Raw genomic sequence first — 25,152 nt, forward strand, 5'->3', positions numbered from 1 at the left:
GTTAAAATTTAGATTCTGTGACAGTTTCACATTTTGAATTGGTTCCCGACGAGGTGATGCGAAAACATCGGGAGCAGCTCGCGAAAATCCGAGATGCAGATTTTCATTGGATTCCGTTTCTTCTTACATCATTGGAGAATCGTAGCGAGCCGCCGGACTATCCGGAGAAGTTGCGGAGAATCTGTTCCCTTTTCGGGCTAGAGGGCGGAAAGTGAGTAGCCGTTCACGGGACATCGAAGGCCAGGGACATCGAAGGCCAGGCACCCAAAGGGACACCTCCCTGAGCCGGGCCTCGAGCGCCTGCCTGTCTTCCCGTTTCTGCACCTCCCGGATGACGGAGCGCAGAGACTCGCTAGAGCGCGTAACGCTTGGATCGCATGCGGACTGGGAGCCGGCTTCCACAGGGTTTGCCTGTGGCATCAGCCCGGGGGATAGCCAAGGCGGGTGTGACCGAGGAATGATGTTGCCCCTGGGGTGTTGCTGAGGTAGCGTCAGGCTTCCCCCTGCTCAAGGAGCCTGACGATGCCTGCCCGGATCGTGGAACGAAGCGGGGCCGGTTTCACCGTCCAGATCACCGTGCCCTACAACCCCTCGATGCTCGACTTCGAGGAGACCCTCCAGCAGCAACTCAACGACGCCGGCGTCCTGGCTACCCAGGAGGGCCTGAAGCAGTTCGACACCGACGGCTCGCCGATCACCATCGGGGCGACCAAGCTCACCAGCAAGGGGCAACTCCCCAAGGACTACCAGACCCCCTACGGCGTCGCCACCGTCGGGCGGCACGTCTACCAGGGCCCCAAGGGCGGAGCGACCTACTGCCCTTTGGACCGCGACGCCCGGATCGTCGTCAGTTCCACACCCAAGTTCGCCAAGATGGTCGCCAGCAAGTACGCCGAGTTCGGCTCGGCCCGCGTCCAGCACGACCTCCGCGACAACCACGGGCGGACCGTCTCGCGGTGTCTGGTCCAGGACATCGCCGACGCGGTGGCCGCCGTGGCGTTGGCCAAACAGGAGGATTGGAGCTACCAACTCCCGAAGTTGGAGACGCCCCCGGCATCCGTGGCCCTGAGCCTGGACGGGACCTGCACGCTGATGTGCGAGGACGGCTGGCGGGAGGCGATGGTCGGCACGATCAGCTTCTACGACAAGGCGGGCCAGCGGCTGCACACGATCTACCTGGCGGCGACGCCGGAGTACGGCAAGGCGACGTTCCTCGGGAGGCTGGAGGCCGAGGTATGCCGGGTCAAGGAGAAGCACCCGGAGGCCCATTTCGTCGGGATCGCCGACGGGGCCAAGGGGAACTGGGAGTTCCTCGCCAAGCACACCGACACCCAGGTGGTGGACATCTGGCATGCCGCCGAGTACCTGGGCAAGGCGGCGGCGGTCCTCTACCGGGGCCAGCCGACGGCCCGCGAGATGTGGCTGGAGGAGAATTGCCACACGCTGAAGCACGACCCCGGGAGTGCGGCGGCGGTCCTGAAGCAGTTGAGATACCAGGCGAAGATCCGGCCCTGGGCCAAGGCCGACGAGGATGTGCAGCGGGCGATCACGTACTTCGCTAACCAAGGCGGGGCGGGCCGGATGGACTACGCCTCGCGGGTGGCGGCGAAGGAGCCGATCGGCAGCGGCGTGACGGAGGCGGCGAGCAAGGTGATCGTCTCAAGCAGCGGCTCTGCAACTCCGGGATGAAATGGAAGGAGCCCGGGGCGGCGGCGGTGCTGAGCCTGCGGTGCCTGAGCTACACGCCGGAGCGGTGGGGCCAGTTCTGGGCGAAGATCGACCGCTGGGGCTTCCCGGTGGCCGCCTGAGCCGCCGGCCCGTCGGAGGGTGCCCCGATGACCAAAGTGGACTTCTCCCGGATCGAAGACGCCTTGGCCGTCAGGCTGCCGGACGTGTACCGCCGCCGGGTGGCCCCATTCCCGATCCCGAGGGAGGAAGGAAATACCGAGACCCAGGTCTGGGACGACGCCGGAGCATTGATCGCCCTGAATCAGCGGCTCCGGGCCGAGGTCGAGGGCTGGCCGCCGTGGCTGTTCGTCATCGGCCAGTCGGTCGGCGACCCTTGCGGCTATGCTATCGACACCCGCGACCCGGAGTGCCCGGTCTGGTGGCTGGAGCAGATGCGACTCGGGCCCGATAGCGGACCATCCCAGGGGCCGTTCGACCCATGGTTCTCGCACTGGGTCACGGATACCTCGGAAGAGCCGGGCGGGAGCTCCTGCTTCGGGTTGTTGCTCGCGTGGGGGATATTGTCGGTGATCGTCCTGGTGGCATGCTGGGTGTGGGTCGTCTACCGAACCGCACGTTGAGGATGATGTATCCAGAGCATACCAGGCACATCATTTCTCGGTCACACCCGCCAAGGCTCACCCGGTCGCCGGACGGAGCCGGCTCCCACGGGGCTCGCTCGTCGCATCGGCCTGGGGTGGCCACGGCTGGCGCGGTCGCTCCTTGCCCGTGGTTGATCCGAACGTGAAGCGCTCTAGAGTCAAAGTGGAGGACGAGCTTGCTGACATCGATGGCTGAGAAACCGGGCCGCACGATAATGGTTGTCTCTTTAGGGGACCGATGCAGCCGAGATCGAAAGTCCCGAAGATGCCCGGAGGAGACTGTAATGAGCGACCTGACCCTGGAATCTCTTGCCAGACGAGTCGCGGCCTTGGAGACGATTGTCGCGAGGGGCGGTGCCCTCTCCCCTAGCAAGAACTGGCGCAAGGCCGTGGGCATGTTTCATGAGAGCGAGTTCATGCGCAAGGTTGACGAGGAATGTGGTGCGCGGATGCGTGAGGCCGAACGTGAAGCGGCACGTCGTGGAGAGCTAACAGAATGATCCTCCTCGACACGGATCATACGACGCTGCTGAAATACCCCGAGAGTGAACGTGGCCGCATGATCGGTCGACTCGAAGCAGTGTCGGCATCCGAAGTGATCGGTGTGACGATCGTCACCGTCCAGGAAAGGATGCGAGGCTGGCTGGCCGTCATCGCCAAGGAGAAGTCGGCGCTCCGGCAAGTTGCCGGTTATCGCGAGCTTGCCCTGCTATTCGAGTTCTACCAGGCCTTTGAGATTGCACCGTTCGATGAGGCTGCTGCACGTCAGTTCGACGAGTTGCGCCAGAAGAAGCTCCGCATCGGGTCGATGGACCTGAAAATCGCGGCGAGGACGCTGGTCCATCAAGCACTTCTCCTGTCCGCCAACCTTTCCGATTTCCTACAAGTTCCTGGTTTGCGGGTCGAGAACTGGCTGGATTGATCGTTGCAGATGGGCAGACCGCCATGGAGTCCGATCTGCAATCCGTTCCAATCGCCTCCAAATACTCGATCAGCTCCATCGTCCCGAGACAATCAATGACAATCGTCCGAGAGCAACCCCGTCAGCGGAGACCGGCCCGGGGTTGAGGCGCGGCCGACACTTTCGCGAGAATGCACGACGGCCAGGAAGTTCATCCTCGTTCAGGAGCCGCCATGATCCCGCCTCGACCAACAGGCCCGGGCCGAGCCGCCCGCTTCTTCGTCCTCGCCCTCCTCGTTCCGTTCGCGATCCGCGAGGCGACGGCCGGCGACGAGATCCCTCCCGTCTCCGACCGGGCGAAGGCCGTCCATGCGTCCGGCCTGCTCTGGGACGGGCATAACGACCTCCCCTGGGAGCTTCGCGCCAAGGGGGACATGGCACTCACCAAGTTCGACCTCTCGAAGCGCATGAAGGTCGGCCAGACCGACATCCCCCGCCTCCGCGAGGGGGGCGTCAAGGCCCAGTTCTGGTCGGTCTACATCCCGAGCGAGCACGCCAACCCGGCCAAGACCGTCATCGAGCAGATCGACCTGGTCCACCGCCTGGTCGCCAAGTACCCCAGGGACCTGGAGCTCGCCCTGACCGCCGACGACGTGGAGCGGATCGTCAAGGAGGGGAAGATCGCCTCGCTGATCGGCATGGAAGGGGGGATCGCCATCGAGAACGACCTCGCCATGCTCCGCGCCTTCCACGCGTTGGGGGCCCGCTACATGACCCTCACCCACAATTCGACGCTCGACTGGGCCGACGCCGCCAACGACAAGCCGAAGCACGGCGGCCTCACCCCCTTCGGCGAACGCGTGGTGAAGGAGATGAACCGGCTGGGGATGCTCGTGGACATCTCGCACGTCTCGGTCGCCACCATGGACGACGCCCTCCGGGTCACCAAGGCCCCGGTCATCGCCAGCCACTCGAGCGCCTTCGCGCTCTGCCCCTCGCCGCGTAACGTCCCCGACGAGATCCTCGCCCGCGTGAAGGAGAACGGCGGCGTGGTGATGGTGAACTTCTACTCCAACTTCATCGTGGCCGACGCCGCGAAGAAGGTGAGGGCTGCTCGCGAGGCGATCCTGGCCCGCTACCCCGACCCGGCCGCCGGCAAGAAGGCGCTGGAGGAATGGTACAAGACCGAGGGGAAGACCCTGGGCCGCGGCACGATCAAGGACGTGGCGGACCACATCGACCACATCGTCAAGGTCGCGGGGATCGATCACGTCGGCCTCGGCTCCGACTTCGACGGCATCAACCGCTGGCCCGTCGGCCTCGACGACGTCTCCACCTACCCGCGGATCACCGACGAGCTCCTCCGCCGCGGCTATTCCGAGTCCGACGTTCACAAGGTCCTGGGCGCCAATGTCCTCCGCGCGTTCCGCCGGGCCGGCGAGGTCGCCAAGCAGCTCCAGTCCGAGGTCCCGCCGGAGGTGGACGAGATCACCCCCGAGCCGCACGACGACTGACACCGCGAGGGCCGGGGGGCGCGACGAGCCTTCCGGCGTGAGCCTCGCGCCGTGGGACCGAGCGAAGGAGAGGGCGGCCCTGATCAGACGTCCTCTTCTTGATGAAGCGTGGGGGCCGGCGTAGTCTCAGGTCGGCATCAAGACCCGCTTGGGCCCCGTGCCTTCAAGCACGATCCCGCGGCCGGGGACCGGTACGCGATGGCGAGCGAAGGAGACCACAGACCGGACCTCTCCGGCAGTGTCCGCCCCGCACCGAACGGTGCCGGTTGGGCCTGGCCGATGGGAGTTCGCGTCCTGGTCGCCGCGATGCTGGCGATGGCCGGGACGTCCCTCCGGCTGGCGGACGGTGGGCGGCATGGATTTGACGAGGTCCGCGACCGCGAACCGCCCACGCTCCGAGTGGACATCAACCACGCCCCGCCGGGCGTGCTGGAGGCCCTCCCGCACGTCGGCCCCAGCCTGTGCGGCCGGATCATCGAGGAGCGGCGAATCCGCCCCTTCTCCTCCGCCGAGGACCTTCGCCGCCGCGTGAAGGGGATCGGGCCCGCGACCCTGGCACGGCTCCGCCCTTACCTGTCCTTCACGGAACGAGGGGCCCACGATGCCGACCCCGCGCCCGTCGATGGGCCTCGATCCGCCGCCCCCGTCACGATCGCCCGCGCGTCGGCGAGGACGGCCAGGAGGTCGCCCTGAAGTCGATCGCCGGGTGGGAACCTCGATCCCCTCAGAGCGTCTTGAGGTACTCGATCAGCTCCATCCTCTGCTCCTCCGTGAGCTTGTCCCCGAATGTGTGGCCCTGGTTGCCCAGGCCGTGGCGGCGGGTGTCATAGACGAAGTGGGCCTCGCGGGTGGGCTTCCGCGGGGCGGCGGGATCGGGAGGGTCCACGACCTGGTAGTTCCAGCCCACGTTGCGGGCGTCGTAGTGCTCGAGGCCCGTCGAGGGAGGACGCGTGAATCGGGCCGGACGCTCCGACGAAAGCAAGAGGGCGTGGAGCGTCGGGATCGAGCCGTTGTGGAGGTAGGGGGCGGTCGCCCAGATGCCGTCGAGGGGCGGGGCCTGGTACCCGACCCGGGCGGGACTCACGCGGTGATGCTCGGCGAACCAGGAGGCGTTGTAGTGCTCGACGGCCCGGTCGGAGATCCCCATCAGGCGGGCGGGATCGGTCCCGACGACGTCGATCGGGACGATCTTGCTGGGATAGGATCGGTCGGGGCCATAGGTGCCGTGGCAGCGGGCGCACGATCGCTCGAAGATCTCCTTCCCGCGGGCGGCACGCGGGGCATCGACCGCCAGCGGGTAGGCGGGGGGCTCGATGCTCCGGATATACGCGTGAATGTCGGCGAAGGTCGGCTCCAGGGCCTCGAACTCCGATCGCGACTTGTCGGCGAGCAGGAACTGCATGATCGACCGGACCGAGGCGGCCGGCGTCCGACCGTCCTGGTACATCGTGGCCTTGGACTTGAGCGTCCACCAGGCCGGGGCATCCAGCTCCGGGAGATTGGCGCCGAGCAGGAGCGGGAAGACGCGGCGGGAGAGGTCCGGGTTCCTCACGCTCAGCAGGACCACCGACATCATCCCCGCGTTCACGGTCCCGCGCGCCGTGTTGATGGTGAACGGGACTAGCGGAGGCTTCCGGCCGTCGGCCCGGAACAGGTCGAAGAGCAGGAGCTCGTAGTCGACGGTCGAGTTCGGCAGGCCGACGTAACTCTTGCCCCCGATCGAGCCCCCGTGACAGGCCATGCAGTCGACCTGAAACCCCGTCCTCGTCCCATCGGCCTTCTTCGACCAGCGAAGGCCCATCGGCAAGCCCTCGTTGTCATACGGAGCCGGGTGGAGACCGTAGTAGTCGGCGAAGGCCCGGGCGTAGCCGTCGGGATCGGCGACCGGGTCGGGGGCGGATGTGGTGCCCCAGAGCTTCCACGCATTCCGATAGGCGTCGATCCGCCACTCTGCTTTCAGGTAGCTGTGGGCCAGAAGCGCACTGCGGCCTCGCAACGCGGCCGAGGCGTCCTGGTTCGAAGGCGCGGGATGTTCGTCCGCCGAGTTCGCGGCCAGGATGGACGCGAGCAGGAGAGTCTGAACAAACATGGTGGCGCGACACTCCCCGGGGCCGTTGGGCGCGGCCCTCGCGATCATGCGACGTGATGTTCGTCTCGGATGATTGTCGCAAAGCGATCGCGAAATGGGAATGGATGCCGGACCGGCCCGCCCCGTCGACCGCCGAACCGGGCGCCCGGCGGGGCGGATTCGCTCCCCCGCCGAGGCACTCGCGAGCTCACTTCCCCGGATCGCCGGACGCCCGGATTGCGCGTGCGTCCTGGCACAGCCTCCAAAATAGCGAGACTGGAGGGAGTTTTCCGCCGGGCCTCCATCCGTGGGGTAAACTAGGTTCAGTGTATGTCAATCACGGTCGGCCTCGCGTGCAATCGAGGTGACAAGTTCAGGCGAGGACGCCTGAGGCCGGTTGATGGTGCCACGTCATCGACCGAATCCGGCGCATCGTCACCTGGTCCCGGGGACGGGGACAGTTTCCCATTGAGCTGGCACCATGAGCAGCGACAGCGGCCTCGAAGACCTCTCGTTGATGGAGCTCTTCCGGTCCGAAGTGGAGACACATTCGGAGGTGCTGTCCTCCGCGCTGCTCGTGCTCGAGAAGTCGCCGGAGGACACCGCCCGCCTCGAACCGATGATGCGCGCGGCGCACTCGATCAAGGGGGCCGCGCGAGTCGTCGGCGTCGACGTGATGGTGGGCGTCTCGCACGCGATGGAGGACTGCTTCGTCGCGGCCCAGCGGGGGAAGCTCAGCCTCACCCCGGCGGGGATCGACGTCCTGCTCCGGGGCGTGGATCTGATGGGGAAGATCGCGGAGGCGAGCAAGGATCCCCAGGCTGATTTGACGGGCCACTTCAGCCGGCCGGTGGCGAGTCTTGTCGCCGAGATCGAGGCACTCATCGCCGGTGGAGGTCGGACGAGCGGCCCTCCGCACTCGGCCCCGGGTGCAACCGGCCCGGCGAGCTCCCAAAAGCCAACCGCGCCGGGAAAGACCACGATCGTCTTCCCGGAGATCCTGGATACGGCGGCCGCGGAGCGGCTGCGCCGCCAGTTCCTCGAGGCGCTGGAGTGCGGCGACGACCCGATCCGACTCGACCTGCACGCGACTCAGGATCTCGATGTTCAGGGCCTGGTCCTGCTGGCCGCGATTCCTCGCCACCTCGCGCGGCTTGGCCGAGGACGCCTCCAGCTCTCGGGCATCTCTCGGGCGCTGGCGACGGTGCTGCATGCGACGGGCCTGGACACGAGCTACGACGTCCGGACCGGCCCGGCGCCAGAGGGTGCGTGAGCGATGGCGGCACGCTCGGACGAATTCGTGACCCAGGCCAGGGAGCACCTCGCGGCGCTCGAGCCGATCCTCCTGTCGCTGGAGAGTGCCGGCGCGGACACGGACGTTCGCGAACAGGCCGACCGCTGCCTGAGGATGGTCCACTCGATCAAGGGGGATGCGGGGTTCCTTGGGTACACGGGGATCCGCACGCTCGCCGACGCCATCGAGTCGGCGCTCGAGGCGGTCCGGGATCGCACCGCGCGGCCCCTTGCCGGCGTTGTTGAGCGTTTGCTCTCCGCCTGTGACCGCCTGGCCACACTCGTCGACGACGCCGAGAACAGCAACGCGGCCGACCTGGGCGAGATCCTCGCGAAACTGGAAGCGGTCGGACGCCCCGCGCGGGGCGTCCCGGACGACTGGACGATCGACCTGCGCGAGGTGGACCGCCTCCGGCACGGTCGCCTGGCCGGGTTCTTCGAGACGCTGGCCGGGCTCGGCGCGGTGATCTCGCCCGAGTTGATCGCCGAATTCGGGGACCTCTCGGCCGGGCTCCCGACCGGATCGGTGCGGCTCGGATTCGGGCTCACCTCGGCCATGCCCCGAGACGAGATCCTCCGATCCCTCGGCCATCCGGCTTCGTCCGCCCCCGGCGAGCCGCCCGCGAGCGTGCCCCTGGTCATCGACCTGGTCGAATGGTCGCGTCGTCGAGGTCCTCGGCTCGGTCCCCTCTTTTCCGAGCTTGCCGGCCTGGGGGCCCTGGGATCCCGGAATTTGGACCTCGGGACGTCGGACCTGACCACCGGCCTGGAACGTACTGCGGTCATCTGGCGAGGAGAACTCCGCACGACGCTGGCGGGCGAGGAGATCCGGAGGCGGCTTGGGTTGACCACGGAGGCTCGCGAAATCGGACAGCCGCATGAGGTGGCGTCCGGAAGCGGATCGGCCGCACCGACGAGTCCGGTACCGCCGGCCGGCCGTGCCCCCGCGCCGGGAGCGGAGCGGCCGGCCTCGCTGCGGATCAACGTGGAGCTGCTGGACCGGCTCATGACGCTGGCCAGCGAGCTGACGCTGGTTCGCAATCAGTCGGTGCTCGCGTTCGATCGGGATGACGACCGGGTGCGTCCCATCGTGCAGCGGCTTGATGCCGTCACCTCGGCCATCCAGCAGACCGTCCTGCGGACCCGGATGCAGCCGATCGGGAACCTCTTCAGCAAGTTCCCCCGCTTGGCCCGGGATCTCGCCAGGCAGCTCGGGAAGAACGTGGAGATGACCCTCGAGGGCCGGGACGTCGAGCTCGACAAGACGATCCTCGAGCAACTCTCCGACCCCCTCACACACCTGGTCCGCAACAGCGTCGATCACGGCATCGAGCCGCCGCCCGCGCGGCTCGCCGCGGGCAAGTCGGAAGTCGGCCGGATCACCCTCGCGGCGTCCCATGACGAAGGCCAGATCCGCATCGAGATTCGCGACGACGGGCGGGGCATCGACCCGCGGGGCGTCCGCGAGAAGGCGATGGCGATGAGGCTGAGGTCGGAGCCCGAGCTCGACCGGATGTCGCCCCGCGAGCTGCTCTCGCTCATCCTCTTGCCAGGCTTCTCCACCGCCCGCTCGGTCTCCGAGGTGTCCGGCCGAGGCGTCGGCATGGACGTGGTCAAGACCAACATCGAGCAGCTCGAGGGGACGCTGACGATCGACTCGCAGCCGGGCCTGGGGACGGCGATGATCCTCCGGATGCCGCTGACGCTCGCCATCATCCCCAGCCTCATCGTCGCCGTGAAGGGCGAGCGCTTCGCCATCCCCCAGCGAGACCTGGAGGAAGTGGTCTGCCTGCATCCGGGGCTGACGGGACGAATCGAGCTGGCGTTCGACACGGAGGTCTATCGGTCGCGTGGCCGGCTCTTGCCGGTCGTCCACCTCGCGGACGTGCTGGCCCGGCGCCGGCCGTTCACGGAGGCGACCCGGGCGGAGATCGCGGCACGTCACGCCGCCGACCTCGATCCGCAGCGGGTCGCCTACATCCTGGTCCTGCGAACGACCGGCGGCCGTTTCGGGCTGGTGGTGGACGAGATCCGGGGCAGCGAGGAAATCGTCGTCAAGCCGATGCATCCCTCGCTCAGGGAGGTCCGGATCTTCGCCGGCGCGACGATCATGGGCGACGGCCGGGTCGCCCTGATCGCGGACGTCGCCGGGATCCTGGAGCATGCCCGGCTGAGCCTCGAGCCGGCGATGGCCGCCGGGACGGCTTCGCGAGGGGACGAGATGGCGATCCATCCCCAGCGGGTCCTGCTGTTCGAGTACGGCCCGAACGAGCGATTTGCGCTGCCGCTGCTCCAGATCCGCCGCGTGGTGATGAACGGGCTCGACCGGATCGAGCGGGTCGGCGAGGACGAGTTCGTGGCGGTCGACGGCCAGTCGATGCGCCTCCTGCGGCTCGACCGGTTGATCGCCGTCTCGAGCCCGGACGACTCGCGCCCGGGGCTCTCGCCCCAGGCGGCGCTGATCGTGCCCAGGTTCGCATCCCGACCGACGGCGATCCTGGCGACGCGGATCGTGGATACGGAATCGCTCGCGGTCGACCTCCAACCCCTTCCGGAGCACCAGGCGGGGATCGTCGGATCCGTCATCGTCCGCGGTCGGATGACCCTGCTCCTGGATCTGCAAGGCTTGATCCAGGGGCTCGCCGGCGACCGGGAACCGCGTGCCTCACGCCCGGCGGAGAGGGCGCGGGGGCCCGTGCGGGTGCTCGTGGTGGACGACACGCCGTTCTTCCTGGAGCTGATCCGCCGCACCCTGGAATCGGAGGGCTACCAGGTCGCGACCGCCGCGAACGGCGCGCAGGGGGCGGCCCGGCTGTCATCGGGAGAGGCCTGCGACCTGATCGTCTCGGACATCGAGATGCCCGTCATGGACGGCTGGGAGTTCGCCCGGGAAGTCCGCCGCCGTGGCCTCACCACGCCGATGCTGGCGCTGACCTCCCTGAGCGGGCCGACCTACGAAAACAGGGCGAGGGAATGCGGCTTCGACGGCTACGAGGTGAAGCTCGACCAGGACCGTCTGCTGCGGACCGTCTCGCGGCTGCTGGCCAGGAAGGGAGCCCCTTCGTGACGACTCCGGCGTCCCCCTCGGTGCGGATGTTCTGCACGTTCAGGCTCGACGGCCGGCGGTTCGGCTTCGACGTGCTCGACGTCAAGGAGATCACCACCAGGGCCTCGACGACCCGGGTGCACCATGCACCGGACGAGGTCCTGGGGCTGGTGAACATCCGGGGGCACGTCTACCTGATCCTGGATAGCCGCCGGTTGCTCGGCATGCCGGGCGACGCGGGGATCGACGACGGCCGTCTCATCCTGTTCAAGCCCTCGGTCGGCGGTGCGTTCGGCGTCGTCGTCGATGAGATCTCGGACATCCGGACCGTGGACGCAGCCCAGATCGAGCCGTTCGCCAGGGCGGACCGCGACGCCTCGGTGATGAGTCGATCGGACCTGATCGATTGCGTCTGCAAGCTGGATGACGAGCTGCTCGTCGTCCTCAACCCGGGACGAATGCTCGCCGTGATCGAGGAGCCCCGCCAGGCCGCAACGTGACGCTCCAGGCCCAACCATCCTACTCACTCGGGTCGCCCCATGACGAACCTCAAGCTCTCGCACAAGATGTTGATCCTGTCGGCGATCCTGATGGGCTCCATGCTCGCGGTGGGACTCGGCGCCGCGAGCCGATTGGCGAACATCAACACCCAGATACGGGGACTCGTCGACCGGACCTTCGCGAAGCGCGAGGCGCTCGCCGAGGTCCAGACCAGGTTGCTGGAGTGCCTGCGGGCGCAGAAGAACGCCGTCATCGCCCCGGATGATGAGTCGTCGAAGGCCTTCGCCGCCGCTTCTCGCTCGTACCTGGCGGGCGTGAAGACCGCCATGGAGCGGCTCGGGGGATTAACGGCGGCCGAGCATGAAGACGCCGAGTCGGCGGCGACCGATGCGCTCGGGAACGCGATCGACGCTTTCGCCAGTGTGAACGCCGAGACGCTGGACCTCGCGGTCCAGAACACCCATCCCAAGGCGAAACGGATCCTGAAGACGGACCTCCAGCGCCAGACCGACATCCTCACCTCGCTTCTCAGGAAGTGGATCGCCGTCCTGGCGTCGAAGTCGAGCACCTCGCCGGCCGACGCCGCGCGGCTGAGGTCGCTGGCCGAGGCCCAGGCCGCGGTGCTGGGGATGTATCCGGTCCTTGTCAGGCACATCGAGACCTCGAGCAAGGACGAGAAGGCCGCGGACGAGAAGAGGCTCGCGGAGCTGCTGAGTCAGGTCCAGGCCGTGCTGGCGGCGGCGAACGAGTGGGACCCGGCGGGCCAGGCGGAGGGCCGGGCGGCCCTGACCGAGGTCCGCTCGCTTCAGGCGGGGATCTTGAAGCTGTCCGACGTGGACTCCACCGGCAGAGCCATGGCCTTGAGCCTGGGCGAATCGGTGACCGTTGGGAATGATTGCGTCAAGGAGATCGGCGTCGTTGACGGGCTCCTCGCCACGGAGGCGACCACCGGTCGCGATCGTAGCGCCCTCGCCTATGTCACCGGCCTGGCCTGGATCCTCGGCGGCACGCTCGTGGGGCTCTCGCTGGGCTCGCTGGCGGCCTACTCCATCACGCGGAGGATCGTGACCGAGGTCGGAACCATCTCCGCGCAGCTCTCCCGATCGGCGGGCGACCTCTCCGACGTGTCGGACATGCTGGTCTCCCACAGCGAGCACGCTTCCCTGAAGGCGTCCAGCGTCGCGTCGGCGTCGGAGCAGCTCACGACGAACATCAGCACGATGGCCTCGGCCGCCGAGGAGATGAGCACGAGCGTGGCCTCGATCAGCTCCGCCAGCGAGGAGATGAGCATCAACGTCGGCACGATCTCCTCGGCCGCCGAGCAGACGGCGACCAACGTGGACGTGGTTTCCGCCGCCGTGGCCGAGATCTCCAACTCTTTCGTGGACGTCCTGAAGGACGTCCAGGAAGGCTCGCAGGTCGCCGTCGAGGCGAGCCGGATGGCCGACTCGGCCTCGGAGACCATCCAGCTCCTGAACCGCTCCGGCGGCGAGATCAGCAAGGTCACCGAGGCCATCAAGATGATCGCCCTCCAGACCAACCTGCTGGCCCTCAACGCCACGATCGAGGCCACCTCCGCGGGCGAGGCCGGCCGCGGCTTCGCCGTCGTCGCGCACGAGATCAAGGAGCTGGCCAACCAGAGCGCGAAGGCGGCCGAGGACATCGCCCGGCGGATCGAAGGCGTCCAGGAGGACACGCGGAAATCCGTCCATGTGATCCAGGGTGTGTCGCACATCATCCGGGAAATCAACGCCTCTTCTGGTAGAATCTCGACGTCGGTCGAGAAGCAGACGCGGGCGGCGACGATGATCTCCCAGAACGTCTCGGAGGCGAACAAGGGGGTCGGCGATATCGCACGCTCGATCGCCGAGGTGGCCAAGGCCGCCGACGACATGTCCCGGAACGTCGCCGAGGCGGCGCGGGGGGCGACGGATGTCTCGCGGAATGTGACCGAGGCCGCGATGGCCGCCGGCGGGATCTCGGCGGACATCCACGGCGTCAGGGACACGTCGCGGGCCACCGCCGACGCGGCCGCCAGGATTCACGGCTCGGCCGAGCAGCTCGACCGGATCAGCAGGACGCTTCGGACCCTCATCGGACCGGCCAGGCCCCCTGTCGAGGATCCAACCGCCGCATGACTCACGACTCGCTCCAGGTCCTCATCGTCGACGATTCCCGGATCTTCCGATCGGCCGTGGAGGACGCGCTCAAGGGGCTCCCGGGCGTGCAGGTCGTCGGCTCGGTCTGGAACGGCGACAAGGCTATCGATTTCGTCCGCGACTCGCCCCCGGACCTGGTGACGCTGGACCTCAACATGCCGGGCCGCGGCGGCCTGGAGACCCTGGATGAGATCCGAAGGCTGAGCCAATCTCGCCCCGATCGAGCCCCCGTCGGCATCCTCCTCCTGAGTGCGCTGACGGAGCGTGGCGCCGCCGTCACCGTGGAAGGACTGGCGCGCGGGGCGTTCGACTTCATCCGCAAGCCGGACGGTCCGGACCGGGCGGCGAACGCGGCGGCCCTCCGGCAGGAGCTGCACGACAAGATCCGCCTCTTCTCGCTCCGACGAAGGCGAGCCGCATCCGCGACGTCGCCCCCTCCCGCGCCTGCCGACGCGCCCCCCGTCGCGGCGGGGGGGCGATACCGGGCCGTCGTCATCGGCTCGTCAACGGGCGGTCCCGAAGCCCTGGCTACCATCCTCCCCGAGTTGACCAGGCATGCGTCGGCCCCCCTGTTCCTCGTCCAGCACCTGCCGCAGGGCATGACTCGCTACTTCGCGGAGAGCCTGGCCAGGAAATGCTCCTACCGCGTCGTCGAGGCCTCGCACACGGAGGGCGTCGAGGCCCGGACGGCCTATGTCGCACCGGGCGGGAAGCACATGATCGTCCGAAGGCACCTCGATGGGCGCCAGATTGCCCTCAACGACCAGCCGCCGGAGAACGGCTGCCGGCCTTCCGTGGATGTCCTCTTCCGATCCGTCGCCGAGGCCTACCCGCGCTCCGTGCTCGCCATCGTCCTCTCCGGCATGGGGACCGACGGGGCCAGGGGGCTGGGCCCCCTGAAGCGTAAGGGGGCCTACGTGATCGCACAGGACGAGGCGACGAGCGTGGTCTGGGGGATGCCCGGGGCCGCGGTCGCCACCGGAATCGTCGACGAGATCTTGCCGCTCGATCGAATCGGGCCGAGGGCCGCAGCCCTGCTGGGGAACGCGTCCCCATGAAACTGACGTCCGGCGCGTTCCAGGCACTTCGCAAGGCGATCCACGACCTCTGCGGCATCGTGATCGGCGAGGACAAGCGCTATCTCATCACCTCGCGATTGGAGCCGATCCTCAGGCAGTACGGATTGCCGTCCTATGACGCCCTGGTGGCGGCACTGGGCCAGGCGAATTCCCTGGCCATCCAGGAGCAGATCGTCGAGGCGATCACCACCAGGGAAACCTCCTTCAATCGGGACGGGCATCCTTTCGACGAGCTCCGCCGGTCGATCCTCCCCGCCATCGCGGATCGCCTGCGAGAGCGACGCGCCGCGAGGCCGGGGCTGGAAACCGCCAGGGCCCGGATCTGGTGCGTGGCGGTGGCCACGGGCCAGGAGGCCTACAGCGTGGCGATGGCGGTGGCCGATGTCCTCGCCGGCCGACCGGGGATCGGGCTGAGGCCCGAGGACTTCCCAATCCTCGCCTCGGACATCTCCCAGACCGCGCTGGCCGTCGCACGCGGCGGCCGATACACCTCCGCGGAGATCCTTCGCGGCAATTCCCCCGCGCAGCAGGCTCGCTACTTCAGCCCCGTCGATCGCGGCTGGGTCGTCGACGAACGGCTCCGCCGGACCATCGAGTTCCGTCGGCTCAACGTCGCCCGTCCCCTGCCGAACCTGGGGAACTTCGACCTCATCCTCTGCCGCAACCTCCTGATCTACTTCGATGAGAGCCATCAGCGCCGCCTCTGCCAGGCCCTGCATCGTGCGCTCAATCCCGGCGGCTTCCTGCTGATCGGCGCGGCCGAGAGCCTCTACCGAGTGACCGATACCTTCACGCCCGTGCGGATGGGCAGCACGATCGTCCACGTGAAGCCCTGAAGCTCCCGACCGACCGCCTTCCCGGAGAGCGGCCCCGATCGCGCCGCGGGACACCCCGATCATGAACAGGCGAACTCAGTGAAGTTGCGTCACCCTGAAAAACTGGACCCTTGGACGAAAGTCCATCGACACCCGAGGTTGTGGCGGCTAGAATTGGCCGGGTGAGGACTCAGGATGAGCCGGCGAAACGGGTTGGGGACGCACGGGACGGCGGTCCCCGCCGCTTCCTTCGACGGATTCCGAGATGCGCCGGGGAGGATCGATGGGACCTGCCGAGATCATCGCCAGCCTGAAGGAGCTGTGCGCCCAGAAGGGACCGCGGCTCACCACCGAGGACATCGTAGCCTGGATCGACGAGCACAACGGTTTCGAAACCAACGCGGAACTCGTCCAGTTCGCCAAGAAGATGAAGGCTCGGCAGTATGCCCGGCAGCTCGAGGTCGAGGACGAGGAGTCCGGCCTGAGGATCAAGCGGCTCTGGAGCTTCTACGATGCCCGCAAGGCGCGGCGTTTCTACGTGGATGTGCTCGACATGCCCGAGGACGAGCGGCGGCGGCTGATCCGCCAGTACGCCCGGTTCCTCAAGCAGTTGCGAAGCATCCGCAAGGCGATGGCGGACTACTTCGCCGGCCAGCAGTTCTTCGACTTCTATCAGGCCGACGACGAGCCCCAGGCCATCGCCCCGATGGCCCCGATATCGCTCCCTTAATAGTCCTTCAGGATGCCCGCGAGCGTCTGCGTGCTGTAGGCTTGCGGGCCGGTCATCGGCACGTTGACGCCCGCGAAGAAGAACCAGAGGCCCGGCAGGGCGGTGAGATGGCACCGCATGCCCGGCGTGAGGCTGAAATAGGTCTCATGGCGCGGGTGGCCCTCGACGACCGAGTTCTGAGTGGCCACGAGGTCCAGCCAGAGCATGTGGATCCAGCCGTCCTTGTTGCCGGCGAAATATCGGCCCACGGCGACGTTGTTGATGATCGAGGTGTAGCCCGAGGTCGGGGTGTGGCTGAGCGGGACGCTGACGCCGTGCTCGGTCCTCAGGACCCACTGGCCGAAGGGGTTCCACCAGGTCTGATACATGGGCGTGATCGAGGTTACGCCGTTGCCGTTCATGTAATCCCCGGTGGGCGTGCGGATCGCGACGTTGATGATCTGGCCGAAGTCCTTGGCCTCGGAGAGCTGCAAGCGGACGTGCCAGGTCATGTCGCCGAAGTTGTTGTGATAGTTGTTGAGAGGCCCCCCCTTGCTCGAGGTGACGAAGGGGATGTCCACCTGGGCTTCGAACCGGCGGTTGAGGGGGACGAAGAGGGTGTACTGGCCGAAATAGCGATTGCCGATCGTCGAGTTGACCCCCTGCGTGTAGCCGAAGACCAGGAACCAGGCGCGGAAGAAATGCCCCCCGAACGCACCCACCCATCCCTGCCGCGGCACGCCGTTGTTGCTGGCCGCGGGGAGGACGAACGGCTCGTCCCAGCCCTCGGTGAAGAAACCGCGCAACGAGAGCGGCGTCCACCGGGCCTGGGCTTCCTCCGAGAAGATGTCATCGAAGATCGACGCGCGGATGACCTCGAGGGTGGACCGCCGGGCCGGGAACACGCCCGGGGCGGCGATGGGGCCGGCCGGCGTCGAGAAGGCCTCCGGGCCGAGCGGACCGGCGGAAGGTTGGGCCGGGATCGTCGTCCCCGGGGCAAGATCGCCGCCCGTCGCGGGCAGGGGGGGGAGGTCCGCCGTCGGCGGGTCGGCCTGGGCGTGAGCCTCGACGACGAGGCATGCGGACAGGATCCCGACGACACAACCTCGCAGGACGCAACGGCCAACATCACCGGCAAACGCCATCGGTTTCAACTCCTCGGCGGGTCGAAGACGGCTTCGTCCCCCCGCGCTCGGGCGGGGCACCAGCCAACCATCACCACGACCCCGATTATCGGCACTTTCGCCACCTTCGATTCAAGTGTTCCTGAAAGAACGACCCGCGGTGGGAGGGACGGTAATCCCGAGCGATCGGAGCGTGCAGCCGGGCCGGCGCGAGGGAGGTCGGCGGAGTTTTTTGGGCCCCGGCCTTGCCGAGCAGCCGGGGAGATCGTTACCATGACCTATCGCGCTGATCGGCGTGCGCCGTCTCAGCGGAGGGAATCGAATCTCTTGCAATCGTCCCGCCGGACGGTATAGTAGACGATTTCACGGCCCAGGTTGCTGGCGTAGCTCAACCGGCAGAGCAACGGTTTTGTAAACCGTAGGTTGTGAGTTCGACTCTCACCGCCAGCTCTGCTCGCTTCAGGCGACGATCGCCGCATCACCCGGTTTCCCGAGAGAAGCACGCCGAACGGAAGCGAGTCTGATTCGATTCAAGACCGGGGATGATTGACGAACCCAAGACGGGTGGATACCCAAGCGGCCAAAGGGGCCAGACTGTAAATCTGGTGGCATTGCCTTCGCAGGTTCGAATCCTGCTCCACCCATCCGAACCGTCAGCCGGCAGGAAAGCTCAGGAGAACCAGGAGCCATCGACCCGGTCGAGTGAGGACGAGACGACCAGCATCCAAGATTCCAAAGCGGGTGTAGCTCAATGGTAGAGCCCCTGCCTTCCAAGCAGGCTACGTGGGTTCGATTCCCATCACCCGCTCTGCTCGCATGGGAGAGCGAACCCCGAGAAGAGACAGGCGAAGAGGCGGCGTGGGGCACGCCGGATGGAAGGGTAGAAAGAGACGACATCGCGACAAAACACAAGCTGCCGTGGCTCAGTCGGTAGAGCGCGTCCTTGGTAAGGACGAGGTCCTGGGTTCAAATCCCAGCGGCAGCTCTTGGGTCGTTGCCCAAGAATTCGGGCGTCATGATTGACGTGCTCAGCGGTCGACCCCGGGCTGCTGGGATGGCCGTCCGAAAGCGGACTTTGCTGGCGGGGAGGGGTGCCGCAGGCTCCCGCCGTTTTGACTTCGACTCCAGGATGCCGAAAAGGCGCTATCGCACATGGCCAAGGAAACTTTCACCAGAACCAAGCCGCACGTCAACGTGGGCACGATCGGTCACATTGACCACGGCAAGACGACCCTGACCGCGGCGATCCTCGCGGTGCTGGCCGCGCGCGGCAAGGCCAAGACCAAGTCGTACGCCGACATCGCCAAGGGCGGCACCGTTCGCGACGCCACCAAGACGGTCACCATCGCCGTCTCGCACGTGGAGTACGAGAGCGAGAAGCGCCACTACGCCCACATCGACTGCCCGGGCCACGCCGACTACATCAAGAACATGATCACCGGTGCCGCCCAGATGGACGGCGCCATCCTGGTGGTTTCCGCGGCCGACGGCCCGATGCCCCAGACCCGGGAGCACATCCTCCTGGCCCGCCAGGTCGGCGTGCCGGCCCTGGTGGTCTTCCTCAACAAGATCGACCTGGTGGACGACGCCGAGCTCCTCGAGCTCGTCGAGATGGAGCTACGCGAGCTCCTCAGCCACTACAAGTTCCCGGGCGACGAGATCCCGATCGTCCGCGGCAGCAGCCGGCCGGCCCTCGAGAACCCGACCGACGACAAGGCCGCCCAGCCGATCCTCGACCTCGTCAAGGCGATGGACGAGTACATCCCCGACCCGGTCCGCGAGATCGACAAGCCGTTCCTGATGCCGATCGAGGACGTGTTCTCGATCAAGGGCCGCGGCACCGTGGGCACCGGCCGGATCGAGCGCGGCAAGGTGAAGGTCGGCGACGCGGTCGAGATCATCGGCTTCGGCGCCAAGAAGCCCTCGACGGTGACCGGCGTCGAGATGTTCCAGAAGACGATGGACGAGGGCGTGGCCGGCGACAACGTCGGCGTCCTCCTCCGCGGAGTTGAGAAGAACGACCTCGAGCGCGGCCAGGTCATCTGCAAGCCGGGCTCGATCACCCCGCACACCAAGTTCGAGGCCGAGGTGTACGTGCTGGGCAAGGAAGAAGGGGGCCGCCACACCCCGTTCTTCAAGGGCTACCGGCCCCAGTTCTACATCCGGACCACCGACGTGACCGGCTCGATCCTCAACCTGCTGTCCGAGGACGGCAGCGAGGCCGAGATGTGCATGCCCGGCGACAACATCAAGATGACCGTCGAGCTCCACTCGCCGATCGCCATGGAAGACAGCCTCCGGTTCGCCATCCGCGAGGGCGGCAAGACGGTGGGTGCCGGGGTCGTGGTCAAGATCCTCGAGTGACCGCCGTCGCCGGGGGGACGAGGGGCACCCCCGCGAGGGTGCCCGTGGGGCCGGCCCGGCCGTGCACTTGACGCGGCGGGACTGGCCCCGACATCATTGATCGAGCGAAATTGACCAGGGTTGTGTAGTCGAAGATGATCCAGGGTCCTCAGTGGCGGCCGATCGACCCGCGAATGGCGGGCTCATCGGTCGCCGGACCTTTGCAGGGAGCCGGATAGGAGCGGCGTCGTCATGCGTGAGTATGTATGGCTGGAATGCACGACCTGCGGGGACCGGAACTACCGGGTCCAGAAAGAAACCCGCGGTGCCGGCCGGCTGGAACTGAAGAAGTACTGCCGCCGCGAGCGCAAGCACACTCCCCACAAGGAGTCGCGGAAGAAGTGAGCGGTCGTCCCGACGCCCCGCCGAAGGACCTCGCCCCTTGCGGGCCGGCCCCGGCGGGGGCGGGAATCCCGCGGGACGGCGAAATCGGCCGCATTCGCCGTCCTCTCGATAGAGGAGGTGCGGCGGCGACCATCGTGACCAAGGCTTGCCGGGAACACCGAGATCGCGGTCGATGAGGCGGAGTGCTCCTCCACTCCGGCCGCGAAACGATACGAGCGTAGCTCAATTGGCAGAGCACCGGTTTCCAAAACCGGCGGTTGGGGGTTCGATTCCCTCCGCTCGTGCTGCGGCAAGCCTCCCCGATCGTCGTCGCCACGCCACCCAGTAGATCCCCGGTCGGTTCGGTGCCGACGGATCGCAGGCGTGAGGCGACCTGCGGCCCGGCATCCGCCGTCACTCGTTCGCGTCGAGCGACCGCCAGGAACGTGCCTGCCGGGGCGGATTCCCCGGTGAACCTCAGAGATGATTGAGACGGGTGCCATGGGCAAAGTGAAAGACGACGTCTCGGCGGCCAAGCCGACCAAGAACCCGAAGGCGAAGCCCGGCGGCGGTCAACCGAGGATGTTCACCCGGTTCTTCCTGAACTTCCTCGAGACGAGCCTCTACAAGCCGATGCAGGGCTGGTATGCCCGGCTCTACACCGCGATCGGCCTGGGCGTCGTCCTCGTCTCCGGCGTCTACCTGCTCTGGCAGTCGATCATGGAATATGAAGTCACGGCCAGGCTGGGGATCCCCGCCGCCGTGCTCCTCATCCTGGGATGGGCCATCTTCCGGATCGTCCACTTCCCGCCGTTCGCCGAGTTCCTCATCGCCACCGAGGCGGAGATGAACAAGGTCTCCTGGACCAGCAAGGAAGACCTGTATCGATCGACGACCGTGGTCCTGGCCACCGTCGTCCTGATGGCCGTCTTCCTCTTCATGGTCGACTGGCTCTGGCTGTTCATCCTCAGGAACATCGGGGTCCTCCAGTTCACCGGCGGAGGATCGTTCGGCTCGCCGGCCGGCTGAGCCGTTCGAGCCTCCACCCGACGGCCGACGCCCCCCGCGCCCGCCAGGGCGGCCCGAACCCGGACCGCACACGAGAGCCCCGGATACCGACCTCGACCGCGTCACAGGCACCAGATTGAACCCGACCATGAGCGACGAATCGACCGACAAGCCGATCGACAGCCCCGATGAGGCCGCCAGCCACGCCCCTCAGGTCGATCACGACGGCGGGGACGCGGATGCCGTCGCCGGCGCCCCCGCGGTCGAGGAGACTCCGGACGGGGGCCTCCCCCAGGGGAAGACGCCCCGGGCCCACCGAAAGGCCGCCCGCCCGGACCCCGAGCCCGCGCCGGAGGAGGCCGAGGAGGAGAGCCTGCCCGCGGCCAACGGCGCGGCCGATGCCGACGATGAACCAGCCCCCGAACTCGTCTGGTACGTCCTCAAGGTCCAGAGCTCACGCGAGGACACGATCCGGGACGCCCTCCAGAGGCGGGTGAAGATCCAGGGCCTGGAGCGGTTCTTCGGCAAGACCGAGGAAGGCAAGCCGAGGATCGTCGTCCCGACCGAGAAGATCACCGAGATCCGCAACAGCAAGAAGCGGGTGATCGAGAAGAAGACCTACCCCGGCTACATCATGGTGCAGATGGAGCTGAACGAGAAGACCTGGTTCCTGGTCCGCGAGACCCCCGGCGTCGGGGACTTCGTCGGCGCGCACGGCACGCCGACCAAGATGACCGACACCGAAGTGAGCCAGATGCTCCACCAGGAAGAGGAGAAGTCGACCACCGAGTCCCCGAAGGTCCGGATCGACGTCGAGCGGGGCGACCGCGTCAAGATCAAGGACGGCCCGTTCGAGAACTTCGAGGGGACGGTCGAGGACATCATCGAGGATCGGGGCCTCGTCAAGGTCATGCTCATCATCTTCAATCGCCCCACCCCGGTGGACATCGATCACTGGAAGCTCGAGCGAATCTGACTCGGGAGGGGCGAAGGGCGAGGGATTGCGGGAGAGACGAGGGGCACGGCGACGGGGTCCGGGACAGAGACAGAGTCGAGCGAACCAGACGAGACGGAATCGAATCCGAAGAGAGTGAGAATCCGCGATGGCCAAGGTGATGACGGCGAAGGTCAAGCTGCAGTGCCCGGGAGGCCAGGCGACCCCGGCCCCCCCGGTGGGCCCGGCGCTCGGCCAGCACGGGGTGAACATCGGTCAGTTCGTGATGCAGTTCAACGAACGGACCAAGGACATGAAGGGGACGACGATCCCCGTCGAGATCACCGTCTATTCCGACCGCTCCTTCGAGTTCATCACCAAGAGCCCGCCGGCCGCGGTGCTGCTCAAGCAGGCCGCGGGGATCGCCGCCGGATCCGCGGTGCCGAACAAGACCAAGGTCGGGACCGTGACGGCCGACCAGGTCAAGAAGATCGCCGAGACCAAGTTCTCCGACCTCAACGCCCGCGACATCGAGCACGCCTGCCGGATCATCGCCGGCACGGCTCGGAGCATGGGCGTCGAGGTGAAGGGCTGAAAACGACGCAGGATAAGACAAGGACCGCGGGGGAGGCCGACGTCCGGCCCCCTCGATGACCGACTGAACCGGCCCGCCAAGGCGCGACCGCCCGCGGGCGGCCGGTGTGCATCGACAAGGCGGCAGCCCGCGAGGGCGAAAGGAGAGGCCACTTGCCCCACCATTCGAAGCGCTATCGCGCCCTGAGCGACAAGCTCAAGGCGCCCACCCCGGTCCCCCTGGCCGAGGCGGTCAAGGTCCTCAAGGGGTTCGGCACCACCAAGTTCAACCAGACGGTCGAGATCTCGACCCACCTGGGGATCGATCCCCGCCAGAGCGACCAGAACGTCCGCGGCTCGGTCGCGCTGCCGCACGGCATCGGCAAGAGCGTGCGGGTGGCCGTGTTCGCCCAGGGTGAGAACGCGGAGAAGGCCCGCGCCGCCGGCGCCGACATCGTCGGGGCGGACGACCTGGCCCAGAAGATCAAGGGGGGGACGATGGACTTCGACGTCGCCCTCGCCACCCCCGACATGATGGGGATCGTCGGCCCGCTCGGCCGCGTGCTCGGCCCCCGCGGCCTGATGCCGTCGCCCCGCTCCGGCACCGTGACGGCGGACATCACCTCCGCGGTCAAGGAGTTCAAGGCCGGCAAGATCGAGTTCCGCAACGACAAGGGGGGCAACGTGGCGGTCCCCGTCGGCAAGATCTCCTTCACCGAGGATCAGCTCGTCGAGAACATCAACGCCTTCCTGAACTACCTGCGGTCGATCAAGCCGGCCGCCGCCAAGGGGACGTACCTCCAGTCGATCACCGTCTCGGCCACCATGAGCCCGGGGATTCGCATCGTGGCCTGAGCCCCGCGGCAGCACGCCGCGGGCCCGGCCGGGACCGCACACAGACACCCGAAGGACGGGGACGACAAGTAACGCCATGAGTAAATACGTCAAAGAAATGATGATGGACCAGATCCGGTCCGACCTGGGCGACAGCCGGTCGGTCCTGATCATGGACCTGAAGGGGCTGGACGCGATCACGGAGTTCCAGCTCCGCCGCGACCTGCGGAAGAAGTCGATCAAGCTGCGGACGCTCAAGAACTCGCTGGCCCGCAAGGTCTTCGGCGAGATCGGCCTGGGCGGGCTCTCGAAGTACCTGGAAGGGCCGACGGTCCTGGCCTGGGGCGGCGAGGGCGTGGCCGAGCTGGCCAAGGAGATCTCCACCCAGGTCAAGAACCTGAAGAAGCCGGAGATCAAGGGCGGCGCGGTGGACGGCGTGGTGATCGGCCCGGCGCAGGTCGAGGACATCACCAAGCTCCCCAGCCGCGAGGCATTGATCGCACGCGTGGTCGCCATGGCCCTGGCGCCGGCGCAGCGGGTCGTGGCCCTGGCCAACGCCCCCGCGGCGGGCCTGATGAGCCAGTTGAAGACGATGTCCGAAGGGTCCGGCGGCGACGAAGGCACCGCCGGGCCGGCCGAGGAGGCCACGCCCGAAGGGGCCTGACCGGACGCCTCGGCCTCGCCCGAGTGTTGCCTTCATCGCGTTTTCCCGGCGGGAGCGTCCCAGACGCGTCCCGGCCGTTTCCCCCGAGTTCCCTCGGCGTGGTCGCGTTTGACGCACGCCGGTAGAATCATCCGATCCGATCGAGAGCAAGAAAGGACCCGACCGACATGGCCACCGCCGAAGTCACCGCGTTCGCCGACAACATCAAGAGCCTGGGCGACTCGATCGTCAAGCTGACGGTCCTCGAGGCCAAGGCCCTGGGCGACTACCTCGAAGAAGTCCACGGCATCAAGCCGGCCGCCGCCGCCGTCGCGGTCGGCCCGGCCGTCGGCCCGGCCGTCGCCGCCGAGCCGGTCGCCGCCCAGACCGAGTTCGACGTCGTCCTCGAGGCCATCGGCGCCAACAAGATCAACGTCATCAAGGTCGTCCGTGCCGCCACCGCCCTGGGGCTCAAGGAGGCCAAGGACCTGGTCGAGGCCGCCCCCAAGGCCGTCAAGACCGGCGTCTCCAAGGACGACGCCGAGAAGCTCAAGAAGGAGCTGGAAGAGGCCGGCGCCACCGTCAAGATCAAGTGAGCTCGCGACCGAGCCTGTCGATTCCCGACCAGGCCCGCGCGTGCTGCCAAGCTACCCCGAGGCCGGCGGAGCCCCTTCCGCCGGTCCCGGGGTATTGCGGCGCGCGGCGGGTTGCTTGAAGAATGGGAGGGCGAGGCTCCGGCCGAGCCGGACGCCGGCCTGGGCCGGAGCCTCGCCCTCCCGGATTTCCTTCGATCGTCCCCGACCCATCGATCCCGACACCCGGATCCCCCGCAACAGAAAGCCCGATCCCTGCGCGACGCCTCCGGGCGTCAGCCAGGCCGCGTCCCGGCAAGCA

General features: G+C 67.4%; 22 protein-coding genes, 5 tRNA genes and 1 pseudogene. 26 read left to right on the forward strand and 2 right to left on the reverse strand.

Annotated elements, in window-relative coordinates; genetic code table 11:
* The first annotated feature begins 522 nt into the window (after positions 1–522).
* From G6O54_RS03040 to G6O54_RS03065, 6 genes and pseudogenes are all read left to right on the forward strand, one after another.
* Positions 523–1,808 (forward strand): annotated as a pseudogene (locus G6O54_RS03040) (ISKra4 family transposase).
* A gap of 27 nt (positions 1,809–1,835) precedes the next feature.
* A complete protein-coding gene (locus G6O54_RS03045; RefSeq protein WP_165220015.1) occupies positions 1,836–2,309 on the forward strand; it encodes a hypothetical protein in 474 nt (157 codons plus the stop codon).
* A 305-nt stretch (positions 2,310–2,614) separates the two neighbouring features.
* Positions 2,615–2,830, forward strand: a complete 216-nt coding sequence (locus tag G6O54_RS03050; RefSeq protein WP_165220017.1) for a hypothetical protein — start codon at positions 2,615–2,617, stop codon at positions 2,828–2,830.
* Positions 2,827–3,252 carry a type II toxin-antitoxin system VapC family toxin gene (locus G6O54_RS03055; RefSeq protein WP_165220019.1) on the forward strand — a complete coding sequence of 142 codons (426 nt, stop codon included), beginning with the start codon at positions 2,827–2,829 and terminating at the stop codon, positions 3,250–3,252. Before G6O54_RS03050 ends, G6O54_RS03055 begins: the two co-directional genes overlap by 4 nt.
* 212 nt (positions 3,253–3,464) lie before the next feature.
* Positions 3,465–4,745: a dipeptidase gene (locus tag G6O54_RS03060; protein ID WP_165220021.1), complete on the forward strand. Its 1,281-nt coding sequence runs from the start codon at positions 3,465–3,467 to the stop codon at positions 4,743–4,745.
* Between the two features lie 198 nt (positions 4,746–4,943).
* On the forward strand, positions 4,944–5,438 hold the full coding sequence (locus tag G6O54_RS03065; protein ID WP_205678656.1) for a ComEA family DNA-binding protein: 495 nt from the start codon (positions 4,944–4,946) through the stop codon (positions 5,436–5,438).
* Between the two features lie 31 nt (positions 5,439–5,469).
* Here the strand turns inward: G6O54_RS03065 and G6O54_RS03070 are convergent, their stop codons facing one another.
* Positions 5,470–6,834 (reverse strand): c-type cytochrome, encoded by a 1,365-nt coding sequence (locus tag G6O54_RS03070; protein WP_165220024.1) that lies wholly within the window; start codon positions 6,832–6,834, stop codon positions 5,470–5,472.
* A gap of 460 nt (positions 6,835–7,294) precedes the next feature.
* On the opposite strand from G6O54_RS03070, the gene G6O54_RS03075 reads away from it, so the two are divergent.
* The 7 genes from G6O54_RS03075 to G6O54_RS03105 all read left to right on the forward strand — a co-directional run bounded on the left by G6O54_RS03075 (position 7,295) and on the right by G6O54_RS03105 (position 16,436).
* Entirely contained in the window at positions 7,295–8,086 is a 792-nt protein-coding gene (locus G6O54_RS03075) for an Hpt domain-containing protein (RefSeq protein WP_165220026.1), read from the forward strand.
* A gap of 3 nt (positions 8,087–8,089) precedes the next feature.
* Positions 8,090–11,173, forward strand: coding sequence for a hybrid sensor histidine kinase/response regulator (locus G6O54_RS03080; protein ID WP_165220028.1), 3,084 nt, complete (start codon positions 8,090–8,092; stop codon positions 11,171–11,173).
* A complete protein-coding gene (locus G6O54_RS03085; RefSeq protein WP_165220030.1) occupies positions 11,170–11,652 on the forward strand; it encodes a chemotaxis protein CheW in 483 nt (160 codons plus the stop codon). Before G6O54_RS03080 ends, G6O54_RS03085 begins: the two co-directional genes overlap by 4 nt.
* A 39-nt stretch (positions 11,653–11,691) precedes the next feature.
* Positions 11,692–13,791, forward strand: a complete 2,100-nt coding sequence (locus G6O54_RS03090; protein WP_165220032.1) for a HAMP domain-containing methyl-accepting chemotaxis protein — start codon at positions 11,692–11,694, stop codon at positions 13,789–13,791.
* The gene (gene cheB, locus G6O54_RS03095) at positions 13,788–14,870 is read left to right on the forward strand and encodes a chemotaxis-specific protein-glutamate methyltransferase CheB (protein ID WP_165220034.1); all 1,083 of its coding nucleotides are present in this window, start codon (positions 13,788–13,790) and stop codon (positions 14,868–14,870) included. Before G6O54_RS03090 ends, cheB begins: the two co-directional genes overlap by 4 nt.
* Positions 14,867–15,727, forward strand: coding sequence for a CheR family methyltransferase (locus G6O54_RS03100; protein ID WP_165220036.1), 861 nt, complete (start codon positions 14,867–14,869; stop codon positions 15,725–15,727). Before cheB ends, G6O54_RS03100 begins: the two co-directional genes overlap by 4 nt.
* A gap of 262 nt (positions 15,728–15,989) precedes the next feature.
* On the forward strand, positions 15,990–16,436 hold the full coding sequence (locus tag G6O54_RS03105) for a hypothetical protein (RefSeq protein WP_165220038.1): 447 nt from the start codon (positions 15,990–15,992) through the stop codon (positions 16,434–16,436).
* Here the strand turns inward: G6O54_RS03105 and G6O54_RS03110 are convergent.
* Positions 16,433–17,560 carry a hypothetical protein gene (locus tag G6O54_RS03110; protein WP_165220040.1) on the reverse strand — a complete coding sequence of 376 codons (1,128 nt, stop codon included), beginning with the start codon at positions 17,558–17,560 and terminating at the stop codon, positions 16,433–16,435. The genes G6O54_RS03105 and G6O54_RS03110 overlap by 4 nt on opposite strands.
* Positions 17,561–17,916: 356 nt before the next feature.
* Here G6O54_RS03110 and G6O54_RS03115 point away from each other — a divergent pair.
* The 13 genes from G6O54_RS03115 (at position 17,917) to rplL (ending at position 24,854) form a co-directional block, all read left to right on the forward strand.
* A tRNA-Thr gene (locus G6O54_RS03115) sits at positions 17,917–17,989 on the forward strand.
* Between the two features lie 112 nt (positions 17,990–18,101).
* A tRNA-Tyr gene (locus G6O54_RS03120) sits at positions 18,102–18,183 on the forward strand.
* Between the two features lie 93 nt (positions 18,184–18,276).
* A tRNA-Gly gene (locus G6O54_RS03125) sits at positions 18,277–18,347 on the forward strand.
* A 104-nt stretch (positions 18,348–18,451) separates the two neighbouring features.
* Positions 18,452–18,524: transfer RNA gene (locus tag G6O54_RS03130), tRNA-Thr, on the forward strand.
* A gap of 167 nt (positions 18,525–18,691) precedes the next feature.
* On the forward strand, positions 18,692–19,903 hold the full coding sequence (tuf, locus tag G6O54_RS03135) for an elongation factor Tu (protein WP_165220042.1): 1,212 nt from the start codon (positions 18,692–18,694) through the stop codon (positions 19,901–19,903).
* A gap of 231 nt (positions 19,904–20,134) precedes the next feature.
* Positions 20,135–20,287, forward strand: a complete 153-nt coding sequence (rpmG, locus tag G6O54_RS03140) for a 50S ribosomal protein L33 (RefSeq protein WP_165220043.1) — start codon at positions 20,135–20,137, stop codon at positions 20,285–20,287.
* Between the two features lie 211 nt (positions 20,288–20,498).
* A tRNA-Trp gene (locus G6O54_RS03145) sits at positions 20,499–20,571 on the forward strand.
* 196 nt (positions 20,572–20,767) lie between these two features.
* The gene (gene secE / locus G6O54_RS03150) at positions 20,768–21,295 is read left to right on the forward strand and encodes a preprotein translocase subunit SecE (RefSeq protein ID WP_165220044.1); all 528 of its coding nucleotides are present in this window, start codon (positions 20,768–20,770) and stop codon (positions 21,293–21,295) included.
* A 127-nt stretch (positions 21,296–21,422) separates the two neighbouring features.
* The gene (gene nusG / locus G6O54_RS03155; RefSeq protein ID WP_165220045.1) at positions 21,423–22,250 is read left to right on the forward strand and encodes a transcription termination/antitermination protein NusG; all 828 of its coding nucleotides are present in this window, start codon (positions 21,423–21,425) and stop codon (positions 22,248–22,250) included.
* Between the two features lie 127 nt (positions 22,251–22,377).
* The gene (gene rplK, locus G6O54_RS03160) at positions 22,378–22,803 is read left to right on the forward strand and encodes a 50S ribosomal protein L11 (RefSeq protein WP_165220046.1); all 426 of its coding nucleotides are present in this window, start codon (positions 22,378–22,380) and stop codon (positions 22,801–22,803) included.
* A gap of 152 nt (positions 22,804–22,955) precedes the next feature.
* Positions 22,956–23,636 (forward strand): 50S ribosomal protein L1, encoded by a 681-nt coding sequence (rplA, locus tag G6O54_RS03165; protein ID WP_165220047.1) that lies wholly within the window; start codon positions 22,956–22,958, stop codon positions 23,634–23,636.
* A 76-nt stretch (positions 23,637–23,712) separates the two neighbouring features.
* Complete coding sequence (gene rplJ, locus G6O54_RS03170) at positions 23,713–24,279, forward strand: 50S ribosomal protein L10 (RefSeq protein WP_165220048.1); 567 nt, start codon at positions 23,713–23,715, stop codon at positions 24,277–24,279.
* 167 nt (positions 24,280–24,446) lie between these two features.
* The gene (gene rplL, locus G6O54_RS03175; protein ID WP_165220049.1) at positions 24,447–24,854 is read left to right on the forward strand and encodes a 50S ribosomal protein L7/L12; all 408 of its coding nucleotides are present in this window, start codon (positions 24,447–24,449) and stop codon (positions 24,852–24,854) included.
* The last annotated feature ends 298 nt before the right edge of the window (positions 24,855–25,152 follow it).

This window comes from Aquisphaera insulae (assembly GCF_011064615.1).
Taxonomy (GTDB): Bacteria; Planctomycetota; Planctomycetia; order Isosphaerales; family Isosphaeraceae; genus Aquisphaera; species Aquisphaera insulae.